Annotated in this window: 15 protein-coding genes; 5 read left to right on the top strand and 10 right to left on the bottom strand. The window is 66.3% G+C overall.

Going from position 1 to position 16,162, the window contains the following annotated elements:
* Position 1 precedes the first annotated feature (1 nt).
* Both pepN and AruCF_RS05775 read left to right on the top strand, forming a co-directional pair.
* Complete coding sequence (gene pepN, locus AruCF_RS05780; RefSeq protein ID WP_049072498.1) at positions 2–2,707, top strand: aminopeptidase N; 2,706 nt, start codon at positions 2–4, stop codon at positions 2,705–2,707.
* 10 nt (positions 2,708–2,717) lie between these two features.
* Positions 2,718–3,737 carry a class 1 fructose-bisphosphatase gene (locus tag AruCF_RS05775; protein ID WP_054417627.1) on the top strand — a complete coding sequence of 340 codons (1,020 nt, stop codon included), beginning with the start codon at positions 2,718–2,720 and terminating at the stop codon, positions 3,735–3,737.
* Between the two features lie 71 nt (positions 3,738–3,808).
* On the opposite strand, the gene AruCF_RS05770 is transcribed toward AruCF_RS05775, so the two are convergent.
* The 4 genes from AruCF_RS05770 to alaC all read right to left on the bottom strand — a co-directional run bounded on the left by AruCF_RS05770 (position 3,809) and on the right by alaC (position 8,389).
* Entirely contained in the window at positions 3,809–4,030 is a 222-nt protein-coding gene (locus tag AruCF_RS05770; protein ID WP_006393778.1) for a YgdI/YgdR family lipoprotein, read from the bottom strand.
* 153 nt (positions 4,031–4,183) lie between these two features.
* A complete protein-coding gene (gene thrC, locus AruCF_RS05765; protein WP_049072496.1) occupies positions 4,184–5,593 on the bottom strand; it encodes a threonine synthase in 1,410 nt (469 codons plus the stop codon).
* 123 nt (positions 5,594–5,716) lie between these two features.
* Positions 5,717–7,021, bottom strand: a complete 1,305-nt coding sequence (locus tag AruCF_RS05760; RefSeq protein ID WP_049072494.1) for a homoserine dehydrogenase — start codon at positions 7,019–7,021, stop codon at positions 5,717–5,719.
* Positions 7,022–7,204: 183 nt separating this feature from the next.
* Positions 7,205–8,389 carry an alanine transaminase gene (gene alaC, locus AruCF_RS05755; RefSeq protein WP_006393775.1) on the bottom strand — a complete coding sequence of 395 codons (1,185 nt, stop codon included), beginning with the start codon at positions 8,387–8,389 and terminating at the stop codon, positions 7,205–7,207.
* A gap of 331 nt (positions 8,390–8,720) precedes the next feature.
* Between alaC and AruCF_RS05750 the strand changes: the two genes are divergently transcribed.
* From AruCF_RS05750 to AruCF_RS05740, 3 genes are read left to right on the top strand one after another with little or no spacing between them, the layout of a single operon-like run.
* Entirely contained in the window at positions 8,721–9,182 is a 462-nt protein-coding gene (locus tag AruCF_RS05750; RefSeq protein WP_049072493.1) for an Mth938-like domain-containing protein, read from the top strand.
* Positions 9,182–9,646: a peroxiredoxin gene (locus AruCF_RS05745; RefSeq protein ID WP_006388430.1), complete on the top strand. Its 465-nt coding sequence runs from the start codon at positions 9,182–9,184 to the stop codon at positions 9,644–9,646. Before AruCF_RS05750 ends, AruCF_RS05745 begins: the two co-directional genes overlap by 1 nt.
* A 58-nt stretch (positions 9,647–9,704) precedes the next feature.
* Positions 9,705–11,411, top strand: a complete 1,707-nt coding sequence (locus AruCF_RS05740) for a PhoH family protein (protein WP_054417624.1) — start codon at positions 9,705–9,707, stop codon at positions 11,409–11,411.
* 145 nt (positions 11,412–11,556) lie between these two features.
* On the opposite strand, the gene AruCF_RS05735 is transcribed toward AruCF_RS05740, so the two are convergent.
* The 6 genes from AruCF_RS05735 to AruCF_RS05710 form a co-directional block, all read right to left on the bottom strand.
* The gene (locus AruCF_RS05735) at positions 11,557–11,688 is read right to left on the bottom strand and encodes an entericidin A/B family lipoprotein (protein WP_006388428.1); all 132 of its coding nucleotides are present in this window, start codon (positions 11,686–11,688) and stop codon (positions 11,557–11,559) included.
* Positions 11,689–11,729: 41 nt separating this feature from the next.
* Complete coding sequence (locus AruCF_RS05730) at positions 11,730–12,425, bottom strand: fumarylacetoacetate hydrolase family protein (protein ID WP_049072492.1); 696 nt, start codon at positions 12,423–12,425, stop codon at positions 11,730–11,732.
* Between the two features lie 82 nt (positions 12,426–12,507).
* Positions 12,508–12,810, bottom strand: a complete 303-nt coding sequence (locus tag AruCF_RS05725) for a Dabb family protein (protein WP_049072491.1) — start codon at positions 12,808–12,810, stop codon at positions 12,508–12,510.
* The gene (locus AruCF_RS05720) at positions 12,810–14,687 is read right to left on the bottom strand and encodes an ABC transporter permease (protein ID WP_049072490.1); all 1,878 of its coding nucleotides are present in this window, start codon (positions 14,685–14,687) and stop codon (positions 12,810–12,812) included. The genes AruCF_RS05725 and AruCF_RS05720 overlap by 1 nt, the downstream gene beginning before the upstream one ends.
* Positions 14,688–14,700: 13 nt before the next feature.
* Positions 14,701–15,393: an ABC transporter ATP-binding protein gene (locus AruCF_RS05715; RefSeq protein ID WP_049072489.1), complete on the bottom strand. Its 693-nt coding sequence runs from the start codon at positions 15,391–15,393 to the stop codon at positions 14,701–14,703.
* The gene (locus AruCF_RS05710; RefSeq protein WP_049072488.1) at positions 15,393–16,154 is read right to left on the bottom strand and encodes an ABC transporter ATP-binding protein; all 762 of its coding nucleotides are present in this window, start codon (positions 16,152–16,154) and stop codon (positions 15,393–15,395) included. The genes AruCF_RS05715 and AruCF_RS05710 overlap by 1 nt, the downstream gene beginning before the upstream one ends.
* Between the last annotated feature and the right edge of the window lie 8 nt (positions 16,155–16,162).

Raw genomic sequence — 16,162 nt, 5'->3', positions numbered from 1 at the left:
CATGCGCACAGACACGCCCGTTACCGTATACCGCAAGGATTACCAGCCCTACCCCTACGACATTCCGCAAGTCTCCCTGGCCTTCGACCTGGCGCCCGACAGCACCGAGGTGCGCTGCATCATGCAGGTGCGGCGCAAGGCCGATGCCAGCGCCGACGCCGCCCTGGTGCTGGACGGCGAAGAACTGGAACTCGTCTCGGTAGGCGTGGACGGCCAGGCCCTGCCGGCCGACCGCTACCACCTGTCCGAACACAGCCTGGCGCTGTACGGCCTGCCCGCCGAAGCCACCGTGGAGATCGTCAGCCGTTGCAAGCCCTCGGCCAACTCAACGCTGATGGGCCTGTACGTCTCGGGCGGCAATTTCTTCACCCAATGCGAGGCGGAGGGATTTCGCCGCATCACGTGGTTCGCCGACAGGCCGGACGTCATGTCGCGCTACCGCGTGACCTTGCGCGCCGCGCCGGCCTATCCGGTGCTGCTGTCCAACGGCAACCTGGTTGCCTCGCGCCAGTTGCCCGACGGCCGCAACGAGGTGGAGTGGGAAGACCCGTTCCCCAAGCCCTGCTATCTGTTCGCGCTGGTGGGCGGCAACCTGACGCACCGCGAAACCAAGGTCAAGACCGCCAGCGGCCGTGACGTGCTGCTGCAGGTCTACAGCGACCCGGGCGCCGAGACCAAGACCGAATGGGCGCTGGACTCCCTGGTGCGCGCGTTGCATTGGGACGAAACCCGTTTCGGCCTGGAACTCGACCTGGATCGCTTCATGGTGGTCGCCGTCCATGACTTCAACATGGGCGCGATGGAGAACAAGGGCCTGAACATCTTCAATGCCGCCTACGTGCTGGCCGATGCCGATACCGCCACGGACGCCAATTACGAGGGCATCGAATCGGTCATCGGCCACGAGTACTTTCACAACTGGACCGGCAACCGCGTCACCTGCCGCGACTGGTTCCAGTTGAGCCTGAAGGAAGGGCTGACCGTCTTCCGCGACCAGGAATTCAGCGCCGACATGATGGCGCAAGGCATGGACGAAACCGCCGCCGCCAGCGCCCGCGCGGTCAAGCGCATCGACGACGTGGTGACTCTGCGCGCGGCGCAATTCCCGGAGGACGCGGGCCCGATGGCCCACCCGATCCGCCCCGACAGCTATCAGGAAATCGGCAACTTCTATACCGCCACGGTGTACGAGAAAGGCGCCGAGGTCATCCGCATGCAGCACACGCTGCTGGGCGAAGCGGGTTTTCGCGCCGGCATGGACGAGTATTTCCGCCGCCACGACGGCCAGGCCGTGACCTGCGACGACTTCGTCGCCGCCATGGAATCGGTCTACACCCGTCAGCACCCGGGCCGCGATCTGTCAGTGTTCCGCAACTGGTACCGCCAGGCCGGCACGCCGCGCGTTACCGTCAAGTTGACGCACGACGCCGCCGCGCGCCGCTGCACCGTGACGCTGTCGCAGGAATGCCAGCCGGTCGGCGTCGAGAAAAAGGCGCCCGCCGGCTTCGTCAAGGCGCCCTACCATATCCCCTTCGCCATCGGCCTGCTCGACCGCAATGGCCGCGCCCTGCCCTTGCGCCATGACGGCGCGGTCAAGGACACCGCGCTGCTGGAACTGACCACGCAGAGCCAGCAATGGCATTTCGACGACATCGACGAAATGCCGGTGCCGTCGCTGCTGCGCGATTTTTCCGCGCCGGTGATCGTCGATTACGACTGGACCGACGAGGAGTTGGCGCTGCTGTCGGCCCACGACGGCAACCCGTTCGCGCGCTGGGAAGCCGGCCAGGAACTGGCCACCCGCCAGATCCTGGCGCTGGCCGAGGCGCGCCAGGCCGGCCGCACGCTGCACGCCGACCCCGCCTTCATCGCCGCCTGGCGCGCGCTGTTGACCGACCCGGCGCTGGATGCCGCTTACCGCGCCCGCGCCCTGGCGCTGCCCTCGGAAAAGACCCTGGCCGAACGCATGCAGGCCGTCGATCCGCCGGCGCTGGCTGTGGCGCGCGATTTCCTGCGCGCCGAGCTGGGCCGGCAGTTGGCGGCCGAATTCCGCCAGGCCTTCGACGACAACCAGACGCCGGGCGAATACAGCCCCGCGCCCGTGCCGGCCGGCAAGCGGGCCATGAAGAACCTGGCGCTCAGCCACCTGATGGCGGCCGGCGAGCACGAGGCGCAGCGCCTGGCCGAACAGCAATACGATCACGCCGGCAACATGACCGACAGCATGGCGGCATTGTCGGCCCTGATCAACTACGGCCAGGGCGACTTCCCGCAACGGGCGCTGGCGGCGTTCTACGAAAAATGGCATGACAACGCGCTGGTGGTGGACAAGTGGTTCGCGCTGCAGGCCGCGGCGCGCTACACCACGGTGCAGACCGCGCGCGAACTGATGACACACCCGGCGTTCACGCTGCGCAACCCGAACCGGGCGCGCGCGCTGATTTTCCAGTTCTGCCTGAACAATGCCCGCGGCATGCACCACCCGGATGGCTCGGGCTACGCCTTCTGGGCCGACCAGGTGCTGGCGCTGGACGCCCTCAACCCCGAGATCGCCGCCCGCCTGGCGCGCGCGCTGGACAACTGGTCGCGCTACGTGCCGGCCCTGCGCGGCCCCATGCAGGAAGCGCTGCAACGGGTGCACGCCCACGAAGGGCTGTCGCGCAACGTGCAGGAAATCGTATCCAAGGCTTTAGAATTCGCAGCATAGGGAGAACCTCTTGAAACGTAAAACACTTACCCAATACCTGGTGGAGCAGCAACGCTCCGCGCAGGCCCTGGCCCCCGAAGTGCGGCTGCTCATCGAAGTGGTGGCGCGCGCCTGCAAGGCGATCAGCCACGCGGTCAGCAAGGGCGCGCTCGGCGGCGTCCTGGGCAGTCTCGAAAGCGAGAACGTGCAGGGCGAAGTGCAGAAGAAGCTGGACGTGCTGTCCAACGAGATTCTGCTCGAAGCCAACGAATGGGGCGGCCACCTGGCGGCCATGGCCTCGGAAGAGATGGAGACCATCCACCTGATTCCGAACCGTTACCCCAAGGGCGAATACCTGCTGCTGTTCGATCCGCTGGACGGCTCCTCGAACATCGACGTGAACGTGTCGATCGGCACCATCTTCTCGGTGCTGCACGCCCCGCACAACGTGTCGGGCGCGCCGGTCTGTGAGGCCGACTTCCTGCAGCCGGGCAACAAGCAGGTGGTGGCCGGCTATGCCGTCTACGGCCCGCAGACCATGCTGGTGCTGACCATCGGCAACGGCGTGGTCGGTTTCACGCTGGACCGCGAGATGGGTTCCTGGGTGCTGACCCACGAGAACATCCGCGTGCCCGAAGACACCAAGGAATTCGCCATCAACATGTCGAACATGCGCCACTGGGCCGCCCCGGTCAAGCGCTACATCGACGACTGCCTGGCCGGTTCCACCGGCCCCCTGGGCAAGGATTACAACATGCGCTGGATCGCCTCGATGGTGGCCGATGTGCATCGCATCCTGACCCGCGGCGGCATCTTCATGTACCCCTGGGATGCGCGCGAGCCGGGCAAGGCCGGCAAGCTGCGCCTGATGTACGAAGCCAACCCCATGAGCTTCCTCATCGAACAGGCCGGCGGCGCGGCGATCAACGGTACGCAGCGCATCCTCGACATCCAGCCGGACAAGCTGCACCAGCGCGTCAGCGTGATCCTGGGCTCGAAGAACGAAGTCGAGCGCGTGGGCCGCTACCACGCCGAGGACGCGGGCAAGTAAGCCCGGCGTTCGCCCAACAAAAAGCCCCGGCCTGAGCCGGGGCTTTTTTTCGTCGGGATCCGGCGAAGGGCTTACTTGACCTCTTCGATGGACTTCACATCGTCCTTGTTGATCTGGACCTTCTTGCCGTCCTTGTCGTACTCGTACATGCCGGACTTCTTGTCATAGGTCGGCGTGTCCGGCGTCACGGTCGAGGTCCCGTCCCGTTGCTGAATAACCGAGGGCGACGAGCATCCGGCCAGCACCCCTACTCCGGTCACCACCAGGGCCAACGTCATGGTCTTCAGGTTCATGGGCGTGTTCTCCGAGTGTGAATGGTGGATTTACTGTATCGGATGCGCGCCGAAAAAAAGTGACGGCATGTGGCCAAAATGCGTATGAAAGTAAAAAACCCCTCGCGGCTCACACCGCGAGGGGTTGCAACCCCATACAACCGCAAGCTGCCTTTACACCTTGGCGTGGGCCTCGATGTAGCGGCGCACGGCGGCGGCATCGCAGTCCATGACTTCAACGCGCTGCGGCAAGGATTCCAGGTTGGCCAGGTTGCCCGGCGGCGTGGCCGGACGGCCCAGCGCGGCCTCGATGGTTTCCGAGAACTTGGCCGGCAAGGCGGTTTCCAGCACCAGCATCGGCACGCCAGGCTCGACGTGCTCGCGCGCGACCTTGACGCCGTCGGCGGTGTGCGGATCGACCAGCACGCCGGTCTCGTCGTAAAGCGAACGGATCGTGGCCAGGCGGTCTTCGTGCGAGCTGGCGCCCGAGACGAAGCCGTACTGTGCCTCGAATTGCGGCTTGAGCGCCGACAGGTCGAAGAAACCGTCGCGCGCCATGTCGGCCCACAGCGCCTTGACGCGGTCGGCATCGCGGCCGACCAGGTCGAACACGAAGCGCTCGAAGTTCGAGGCGCGCGAAATGTCCATCGATGGGCTGGAGGTGGCGTAGGTCTGCTCGGCCGGGCGTGGGCGATAGATGCCGGTGCGGAAGAACTCTTCCAGCACGTTGTTCTCGTTGGTGGCCAGCACCAGGCGGCGCACCGGCAGGCCCATGCCGCGGGCGATGTGGCCCGACAGGATGTTGCCGAAGTTGCCCGAGGGCACCGTGAACGAGACCTGCTGGCCCGGCTTGTCGGTGGCGCGCAGCCAGCCGTGGAAGTAGTACACCACCTGGGCGGCGATGCGCGCCCAGTTGATCGAGTTGACCGCGCCCAGGCGGTACTTGGCCTTGAAGGCCAGGTCGCCGGCCAGCGCCTTGACGATGTCCTGGGCTTCGTCGAACACGCCGCGCACGGCGATGTTGTGGATGTTCTCGTCCTGCAGCGAGTACATCTGGGCGCGCTGGAACGCGCTCATGCGGCCGTGCGGCGACAGCATGAACACGGCCACGCCGTGCTTGCCGCGCAGCGCGTATTCGGCCGCCGAACCGGTGTCGCCCGAGGTGGCGCCGACGATGTTGAGCGTGGTGCCGCGTTGGGTCAGCACGTACTCGAACACCTGGCCCAGGAACTGCATGGCCATGTCCTTGAAGGCCAGCGTCGGGCCTTCGGACAGCCCCAGCAGCGACAGGCCGTCGTTCAGCGGGCGCAGCGGGACGATGTCTTCGCTGTTGAAGATCTGCGGGGTGTAGGCGGCGCGGGTCAGGCGGCGCAGGTCCTCGACCGGAATATCGGTGGCAAAGCGCGACAGCACTTCGAACGCCAGGTCGGCGTACGGCAGGCCGCGCCACGATTCCAGCGTCTCTGCCGAGATCTGCGGCAGTTGCTCCGGCACGGCCAGGCCGCCGTCCGGCGCCAGCCCTTCGAGCAGGATGTCGGAAAACGGCTGGGGCGCCATGCCCCCCCGCGTAGAAATGTAGTTCATGTCATTGACTCCACAATGCACTGCGTCCCGCCAGGCCAGGCCGCGCGGAGCCGGCTCCGCCGGGCCGCCGCCGGCGCCCCCTTGAGGGGGAAGCGCCGCAGGCGCTTCGGGGGTGGGCCTTCCTCATGCCAAATGCTCCACGCGCAGGCGCGTGACCTTGGACCGCACGAACGGCAAGGCCTCGATGCGCTCGATGGCCTGGTTGACGTTGCCCTCCACCGCTTCGTGCGTCAGGAAGATGATGTCCGCGCCGCCGATGTGCGAGGGCTGCTGGATCATCGAGCCGATCGAGATCGAGCGGTCGGCCAAGAGGCGCGCGATGTCGGCCAGCACGCCCGGCTGGTCGTCCACGCGCAGGCGCAGGTAGTAGGAGGTGCTGACCTGCTCGATCGGCAGGATCGGCGTGTCGGCCATGGCGTCCGGCTGGAACGCCAGATGCGGCACGCGGTTGCCCGGATCGGCGGTATGCAGGCGGGTCACGTCGACCAGGTCGGCCACCACCGCCGAAGCGGTCGGCTCTTCGCCGGCGCCCTGGCCGTAGTACAGCGTCGGGCCGACGGCGTCGCCCTTGACCAGCACCGCGTTCATGGCGCCTTCGACGTTGGCCAGCAGGCGCTCGGCCGGCACCAGCGCGGGATGCACGCGCAGCTCGATGCCGTCGGCGCGGCGCTTGGTGATGCCCAGCAGCTTGATGCGGTAGCCCAGGCGCTCGGCGTGCTCGATGTCCTCGGCGGCCAGTTGCGAGATGCCCTCGATGTAGGCGCGGTCGAACTGCACCGGCACGCCGAAGGCCAGCGAGGCCAGCAGCGTCAGCTTGTGCGCGGCGTCGACGCCTTCCACGTCGAACGTGGGATCGGCTTCGGCGTAGCCCAGGCGCTGGGCTTCGGCCAGCACGTCGGCGAACGGCAGGCCGCGCGAGCGCATTTCCGACAGAATGAAATTGGTGGTGCCGTTGATGATGCCGGCGACCCACTGGATGCGGTTGGCGGTCAGGCCTTCGCGGATGGCCTTGATGATGGGGATGCCGCCGGCGACGGCGGCTTCGAAGGCCACCATCACGCCGCGCTCGGAGGCCGCGGCGAAGATCTCATTGCCGTGCTTGGCCAGCAGCGCCTTGTTGGCGGTGACCACGTGCTTGCCGTTGGCGATGGCTTCCAGCACCAGCTCGCGCGCCAGCGTATCGCCGCCGATCAGCTCGACCACGATGTCGATCTCGGGATCGCGCACCAGCGCGTGCACGTCGGTATCCACGGGCAGCGTGTCGCCGACGCGGGCGCGCGCCTTGGGCACGTCGCGCACGGCGGCGCGGGTCACTTCAATGCGGCGACCGGCGCGGCGCGCGATCTCTTCCGCATTGCGCGACAGCACCGTCCAGGTGCCGCCGCCGACCACGCCCAGGCCCAGCAGGCCCACTTTCATGGGATTCATCGCGGCGCCCTCGGCGGGCGGGCGTTGAGGGGAATTCATTTCAGTTCTCCAAACACTCACGCAATAACGGCTACATACAGTCCACGGGCGCCCTCCCCGAGCGGGATGCCGCGGATCCGGCTCCGCCGGTCCGCCAGCATGCCCCCTTGAGGGGGAAGCGCCGCAGGCGCTTCGGGGGTGGACCTACAGCAAGCCGTCCTTGCGGAACATATCCTTGATGCCGCGCACCGCCTGGCGGGTGCGCTGCTCGTTTTCGATAAGAGCGAAGCGCACGTATTCGTCGCCATACTCGCCGAAGCCGATCCCGGGGGACACGGCCACCTTCGCATCCGACAGGACGCGCTTGGCAAATTCCAAAGAACCCATTGCCCGGTAGGGTTCGGGGATCTGCGCCCAGATGTACATGGACGCCTTGGGAATTTCCACATTCCAACCTGCTTCGTGCAGACCGCGCGCGAGCACGTCGCGGCGGCTTTGGTACTGCGCCACGATCTCGTTCACGCAGTCCTGCGGGCCGTCCAGGGCGGCGATCGAGGCCACCTGGATCGGCGTGAACGTGCCGTAGTCGTGATAGCTCTTGATGCGCGCCAGCGCGCCGACCAGCTCGCGGTTGCCGACCATGTAGCCGATGCGCCAGCCCGCCATGTTGTAGCTCTTGCTCATGGTGAAGAACTCGACCGCGACATCGCGCGCGCCGGGCACCTGCATGATCGAGGGGGCGACATAGCCGTCGAAGGTGATGTCGGCGTAGGCCAGGTCGTGCACCACCAGGATGTCGTGTTCCTTGGCCAGGGCCACCACGCGCTCGAAGAACGACAGGTCGACGCACTGGGCGGTCGGGTTGCTGGGGAAGCCCAGCACCATCATCTTGGGCTTGGGAATCGACTCGCGCACGGCGCGCTCGAGTTCCTCGAAGAAGTCCACGCCCGGCGTCATGCGCACGGAACGGATGTTGGCGCCGGCGATGACCGCGCCATAGATGTGGATCGGGTAGCTGGGGTTGGGCACCAGCACGGTGTCGCCGCGGTCCAGGGTGGCCAGCATCAGGTGCGCCAGGCCTTCCTTGGAGCCGATGGTGACGATGGCTTCGGAATCGGGGTCGAGTTCGACCGCGTAGCGGCGCTGGTACCAGTCACAGATGGCCTTGCGCAGGCGCGGGATGCCCTTGGACACCGAGTAGCCGTGGGTGGTCGGGCGGATGGTGGCCTCGACCATCTTGTCGACGATGTGCTTGGGGGTGGCGCCGTCCGGATTGCCCATCGACATGTCGATGATGTCCTCGCCGCGCCGACGGGCTGCCATCTTGAGCTCGCCGGTAATGTTGAAAACGTACGGGGGCAAACGCTCAATGCGAGAGAACTTCCTCATGATGGGAATCCTTAGGGGGCGAAGGGGCAAAAATCCAGGGCGCGAGGGCGCGAAGGGGAAACGGGCTCAAAGGCCGCGCCAGCAAAGGTTTGCGGCGCAGCAAAACCCTGTAATCTAGCGCAAGGACGCCTGGGCGGCAAATGGAACAAAAATAGGGCCTGTTTGAGGGCAAAATTGGTGGCAAAAATGCTGTCCGGCCGCCGGGCCGCCCCCACGGGCGGGCAGCCCCCGCGGGGCAGAGTGCGCAGCGAGCAAGGCGTGGGGGTATTCCCTTTGCAACATGCCGCCATCCTGATGCGCTATTATCGGAGCCATAAAGCCGGAGTATTTATTGAAGCTGCATACCGATCCTGCGACGGCCGCCCTGAACACCGTCACCGCCTACGGTGACGGTTATATCGAGGTCAACCAGGTACGTTTTTCCTCCTCGGTCGCTTTTGGCCCCGAAGGCGAAGTTGCCCCTTGGCCCGTTCAGTCGCCGGCCGACATCACCCCCACCCTCTTGCGTCAGGCGGCCGGATTGTCCGAACCCGTCCGCGACCCCTTGGCGTTCCTGGACGAACCCGAAGCCACCCCCAGCCGCCCGGCCAATGCGCCGGAAGTGCTGCTGGTCGGCACGGGCGGCCGCCAGCAGTTCCTGCGCCCCGAAGTGCTGCGTCCCCTGTTGGCCGCGGGCATCGGCGTGGAAATCATGGACACCCACGCCGCCTCGCGCACCTACAACATCCTGATGGCGGAGGGCCGGCGCGTGGTCGTCGCCCTCATCCCCCCGAACGGAGAACCCCAGACATGATGATGCCCATCATCGGCAAGCCCGCCCCGCTGTTCACCGCTGAAAGCACCATCGGGCCGATCAGCCTGGAGCAGTGCCAGGGTCGCGCCGTGATCCTGTATTTCTATCCCAAGGACAACACCCCTGGCTGCACCACCGAGAGCCAGGATTTCCGCGACCTGCACGCCGACTTCCTGTCGGCCAGCGCCGTGGTGGTCGGAATCTCGCGCGATTCGCTGAAGTCGCACGAGAACTTCAAGGCCAAGTACGAGCTTCCTTTCCCTCTCATCTCCGACGCCGACGAAACCGTGTGCAATCTGTACGGCGTCATCAAGCAGAAGAACATGTACGGCAAGCAGGTGCGCGGCATCGAGCGCAGCACCTTTCTGATCGACGCTTATGGCGTGCTGGTGCAGGAGTGGCGCGGGGTGAAGGTCCCGGGCCACGCCAAGGAAGTCCTGCAGGCCGCCAAGAGCATCGGTTAGCCGTGCACAGGAATACCCGTCAGGTGCCATAGCCGGCCCATACTGGAGAGTGACGCATATGCCGCTTCCGAAGTTGCCCACCCGCCCCGCAGCCATCCTGACCTTCCCCTCGGGCGATAACGCCCGGGCGCAGGCCCGCAGCACCAAGACCGCCGCTGCGCGGTCGAACACCCAGGCCGTCCTGGCCGAAGACGACGAGGACGAGCTGCTGGTCCAGCCCGAACTCGACGGCATGGCCCATCCCGCCCGCAAGGCCCAGATTCCGGCCCGCCAGGTGCCGCCACCGGCCCCCGCCGCGCCGGCCCCGGCGCCGCGCGCCCAGGCGCGCCAGGCCAAGCCCGCCGCGACCCCGGCCAAGCGCGCCAAGCCGCGCGCCCAGAACGAGCCGCGCAAGCTGTTCGTGCTGGACACCAACGTGCTGCTGCACGACCCCAGCTCGCTGTTCCGCTTCGAAGAGCACGACATCTTCCTGCCGATGATGACGCTCGAAGAGCTGGACCACCAGAAAAAGGGCATGTCCGAAGTGGCGCGCAACGCCCGCCAGGTCAGCCGTTCGCTCGACGCCCTGGTGCAGGACGCGACCCAGCTGGACGAAGGCCTGGAACTGGCCAAGCTGGGCAACAAGGACGCCACCGGGCGCCTGATGTTCCAGACCACCGCCATCCACAGCACCCTGCCCTCGGACCTGCCCATGGGCAAGGCCGACAATCAGATCCTGGGCGTGGTGCGGGCGCTGCAGGAAAAATACCCGCAGCGCGAAGTCGTGCTGGTGTCCAAGGACATCAACATGCGCCTGAAGGCGCGCGCGCTGGGCATGGCCGCGGAAGACTACTTCAACGACCACGTCCTGGAAGACTCCGACCTGATGTACTCGGGCGTGATGCAGCTGCCCGAGGATTTCTGGAACAAGCACGGCAAGGACGTCGAATCCTGGCAACAGGGCGGCACCACCTTCTACCGCATCCACGGCCCGCTGTGTTCGCAGTTCGTGGTCAACCAGTTCGTCTACTTCGAAGGCCAGATGCCGCTGTACGCCCAGGTGCGCGAGGTCAGCGGCAAGATGGCGGTGCTGGCGACGCTGCGCGACTACACCCACGGCAAGAACAACGTCTGGGGCATCACTGCGCGCAACCGCGAGCAGAACTTCGCCATGAACCTGCTGATGAACCCGGAATGCGACTTCGTGTCGCTGCTGGGCCAGGCGGGCACGGGCAAGACGCTGCTGGCGCTGGCGGCCGGCATCACCCAGGTGCTGGAGACCAAGCGCTACACCGAGATCATCATGACCCGCGTCACGGTGCCTGTCGGTGAAGACATCGGCTTCCTGCCCGGCACCGAGGAAGAGAAGATGCTGCCCTGGATGGGGGCGCTGGAAGACAACCTCGACGTGCTGAACATGGGCGAAGGCGAAGGCAACGGCGACTGGGGGCGCGCCGCCACCATGGACCTGATCCGGTCGCGCATCAAGGTCAAGTCGCTGAACTTCATGCGCGGGCGCACCTTCCTGAACAAGTACCTGATCATCGACGAGGCCCAGAACCTGACGCCCAAGCAGATGAAGACGCTGGTGACGCGCGCCGGCCCCGGCACCAAGGTGATCTGCCTGGGCAACATCGCCCAGATCGACACGCCTTACCTGACCGAAGGCAGTTCGGGCCTGACGTTCGTGGTCGACCGCTTCAAGGGCTGGCCGCACTCGGGCCACGTGACCTTGCAGCGCGGCGAGCGCTCGCGCCTGGCGGACTACGCCGGGGACGTGCTGTGAGCCGTCACGCGGCGTGGGCTAGCTGCCCGCCGAGGGGACTGTTTCCCCTTGGAGCGGCTGGCAGGGAATCCCCGTAACGCCGCGCCCGGCCAAAGAAAAAGCCCCTTGAGCTATCAAGGGGCTTTTTTTCCACACGGCCGGACGATTATTTGTCGGCGGCGTTGGTGATGGCGTTGCCGGCCCGCGACATGTCCTTGCCCATGCCCGCCACGGTATTGCAACCGGCGAGTACGAAGCCGAACACGACGAAGGCGGTCAGCACGATCTTGCTGCGCATGCTGGCGCTCCTGAAGTGAAGAAACGGTTCCGGGGCGTAATTTAAACGATCTGGACGCGAAGTTCGCCCAGGCCATCCACGCCGCCGGTGATGACATCGCCCTGCACCACGGCGCCCACGCCCTCGGGCGTACCGGTGAAGATGATGTCGCCCGGCTGCAGCTCGAACAGGCCCGACAGGTAGGCAATGCTTTCGGGGATGTTCCAGATCATCTGGGAGATATCGCTGGCCTGCTTGCGCTGGCCGTTGACGTCGAGCCAGATCGCGCCCTTGTCGAGCGTGCCGACCACGCTGCGCGGGTGGATCGGCCCCAGGGGCGCGGACAGGTCGAACGCCTTGCCCACTTCCCAGGGACGGCCCTGCTTCTTCATTTCGCCCTGCAGGTCGCGGCGGGTCATGTCCAGGCCCAGGGCGTAGCCCCAGACGCAGTCGTTGGCCTGATCCACCGGAATGTCCCGACCGCCCTTGCCCAGCACCACCACCAGTTCCATTTCGTAGTGCAGGTTGGAGGTCTTGGGCGGATACGGCATCTTGCCGGTCTCGCCATCGGCCACGCTCAACACCGCGTCGGCGGGCTTGCAGAAGAAGAACGGATCTTCACGGCCGGTGAAGCCCATTTCCTTGGCGTGCTCGGCGTAGTTGCGGCCGACGCAATAGACGCGGCGCACCGGGAACAGCGCGGCGCTGCCGGCAACGGGAACCGCGGTCAGCGGCTGGGGAGGCAATACGTAGTCCATGATCTATCAACCTATGACGGGTGGAACGGTCCGATGGCAAAAAATCATCCGCGAGTGTATCCCTTTCCGGGAACGCGAATATTCAGGGAATTGTAGGGATTTCCCCGTCAAACACCACCAGGCGCGTGATGAAGTCGGCCATGTAGGCTTTCATTTCCTGATGCGCGGGCGACACCTGATAGCGGTCGTGGGCAGCGGCGTCGGCGAAGCCGGCCACCACCGCATGGGACAGGCCATCCGAGCGGCTGGCCTCGTTGGGCCGGAAGGCATAGGCGGCCACCCCGTCGCATTCGGCCATGATGCGGGCACAGTATCCCTGCACCCGTTCATGGAAGCGCGCGTCGGCGGCGCCGGAAAGCTGCAGCATCACGACATGCAGGAACATCACGACTCCTTTTTCGAACGGGCGACGGCCAGCCAGGCGCGCGACACCAGCCCCATGATGCCGTCGCGGAACAACAGGACGCACAGGATGAAGATAGCCCCCTGCACGATCAGCACCCAGGACCCCAGCGGCGCCAGGTAATTCTGCAGCGATACAAAGGTGAATGCGCCGGCCAGCGGACCGAACACCGTGCCAATGCCGCCCAGCAGCGCCATCAGCACCACTTCGCCGTTGGCGTGCCAGTGCACGTCGGTCAGCGAGGCCACGCCGAACACCAGCACCTTGAGCCCGCCGGCCAGCCCCGCCACCGAGGCCGACAACGTAAACGCCAGCAGCTTGTAGCGCGACGTCGAATAGCCCAGCGAGCGGGCCCGTTGCTCGTTGTCGCGCACGGAACGGATCACCTCGCCGAACGGCGAGTTCAACACCCGCAGCACGAAGGCGTAACCCAGGGCGAACACCGCCAGCGTGAAGTAGTACATCGGCATCACGCTGTCCAGGTCGAACAGACCGAACAGCTTGCCGCGCGGCACGCTCTGCAAGCCGTCCTCGCCGCCGGTGAAACCCGCCTGCACCGCGATGAAGTACACCAGCTGCGACAGCGCCAGCGTGATCATGGCGAAGTAGATGCCCTGGCGCCGGATCGCGATGGCGCCGAACGCCAGCCCGAGCAGGCCGCCGGTCAGCACCCCGGCCAGCAGGCCCAGTTCGGGCGTGGCGCCCAGCAGCTTCATGACAATGCCGGTGGCATAGGCCGCCGCGCCGAAGAAGGCGGCGTGGCCGAACGACAACAGGCCGACATAGCCCACCAGCAGGTTGAAGGCCGCGGCGAACAGCGCGAAACACAGCACCTTCATCAGGAACGTGGGATAGACAAACCAGGGCGCGGCCAGCGCCACCAGCGCCAGGGCCGCCATGCTCCAGCGCATGGCGCGACGGCCCAGCTGCACCGGTTCGCGCGTGGCTTCGGCCGCCAGCACGTTCTGCACCTGCAGCGGCTTGCCGAACAGGCCGGCAGGCTTGCACAGCAGCACCAGCACCATGATGAGGAAGATCGCCAGGTTGGCGGCCTCCGGATAGAACACCTTGGTCAGCCCCTCGATGATGCCCAGCCCGAAGCCGCTGACGATGGCGCCCATGATGGAACCCATGCCGCCGATCACCACCACCGCGAACACCACCACCACCAGGTTCGAGCCCATCATCGGGCTGACCTGGTAGATGGGCGCGGCGATCACGCCGGCCACCGACGCCAGCGCCACGCCGAGCGCGTAGGTCAGCGTGATCAACAGCGGTACGTTGATGCCGAACGAGCGCACGATGGTCGGGTTCTCGGTGGCCGCGCGCAGCATGGCGCCGACCCGGGTCTTCTCGATCAGCACCCACACCGCCAGGCACAGCACCAGCGACACCGCCACCGCCCAGCCGCGGTACCACGGCAGGAACATGAAGCCCAGGTTGACCCCGCCCGTCAGCGCCTTGGGGATGGTGTACGGCAACCCCGACACGCCGTAGGCCTGGCGCAGCCCGCCTTCAATCAGCAGCGCCAGCCCGAAGGTCAGCAGCAAGCCGTACAGATGGTCCATGCGGTAGGTGCGCGAGATCAGCACGCGCTCGATCACGATGGCGAACGCCGCCATGATGAGCGGCACCAGCACCAGCGCGGCCCAGTAGTTCACGCCCAGGTAATTGAGCAGCATCCAGGCCAGGAACGCGCCCGCCGTGTACTGCGCGCCATGGGCGAAGTTGATGATGTTCAACAGGCCGAAGATCACCGCCAGCCCGATCGAGAGCAAGGCGTAGAACGAACCGTTGATCAGGCCGAGCAGGAGCTGGCCGAACAGTGCCGTGGACGGCACGCCAAAAATTTCGAACACAGGATTCTCCCCCTCAGACGCCCAGGCGGCGCGCGATCCGCTCGGGATCGTTGCGCGCCTCTTGCGCCGACAATTGGTCGACCACGCGGCCGTGCTCCATCACGTAGTGGCGGTCGGCCACCTTGGTGGCGAAGCGGAAATTCTGCTCCACCAGCACGATGGTGAAACCGCGCTCCTTGAGCGTGCGGATGGCCTGCCCGATCTGCTGCACGATCACCGGCGCCAGCCCCTCGGTGGGCTCGTCCAGCAGGATCAGCTGGGCGCCGGTGCGCAGGATGCGGGCGATCGCCAGCATCTGCTGCTCGCCGCCCGACAGGTTGCCGCCGGAGCTGGCGCTGCGTTCGCGCAGGTTGGGAAACAGGGTGTAGATCTCGTCCAGCGACATGCCGCCATCAGCCAGGCGCGGCGGCAGCAGCAGGTTCTCGGTCACATCCAGGCTGCGGAACACCGCCCGTTCCTCCGGGCAATACACCACGCCCAGCCGCGGGATGCGGTGCGGCGCCATACCCACGGTTTCCTGGCCATTCAACAGGATCGAGCCGCGGCGCTTGTCCAGGATGCCCATGACGGCGCGCAGCGTGGTGGTCTTGCCCGCGCCGTTGCGGCCCAGGATGGTGACCAGTTCGCCGCGCCGCACTTCAATATCGACGCCATGCAGCACATGCGATTCGCCGTACCAGGCGTTGAGGTCCTTGATCGACAGCATCAGTCGTCTCCCTCGTCGGCGCCCATGTAGGCGGTAATGACGCGCTCGTCGCGCGACACCGTGGCGTAGTCGCCCTGCGCCAGCACCGCGCCGCGCGCCAGCACCGTAATGGAATCGGACAGGTCCGCCACCACCGACAGGTTGTGCTCCACCATCAGGATGCTGCGGTTGGCCGACACGCGCCGGATCAGCGCCGCGATGCGGGCCACGTCTTCCTGGCCGAGGCCGGCCATTGGCTCGTCCAGCAGCATCACTTCAGGCTCCAGGGCCAGCGTCATGGCAATTTCCAGCGCCCGCTTGCGGCCGTAGGGCAACAGGGCCGCCGTGGTGTCGGCCAGGCCCGCCAGACCGACCGCATCCAGCAGGGCCAGGCCCCGGTCGTTGAGGCGATCGACACTGCGACGGCTGCGCCAGAACCGCATCCCGTCGCCATGCTGGCGCATCAGCGCCACGCGCATGTTCTGCAGCACGGTCAGCCCCAGGAACACCGCCGATATCTGAAACGAGCGCACGATGCCCAGGCGCGCGATCTGCTCCGGCGCCAGCGCGGTGATGTCGCGGCCGCGATAATGGATTGCGCCCTGATCGGGCGTCAGGAACTTGGTCAGCAGGTTGAAGCAGGTGGTCTTGCCGGCGCCGTTGGGGCCGATCAAGGCATGGATGGAACCTTCCCGCAGGGCCAGGGACACGCCGTCGACGGCATTGAAGCCGCCGAACCGCTTGACCAGCCCCTGGGCGGACAGAACCGCTTGGGTGCTCATGGCCGTTC

Origin of the sequence: Achromobacter ruhlandii (genome assembly GCF_002082135.1) — a bacterium.
Classification (GTDB): Bacteria; Pseudomonadota; Gammaproteobacteria; order Burkholderiales; family Burkholderiaceae_B; genus Achromobacter; species Achromobacter ruhlandii.
This window is presented reverse-complemented; position numbering and strand designations above follow the sequence as displayed.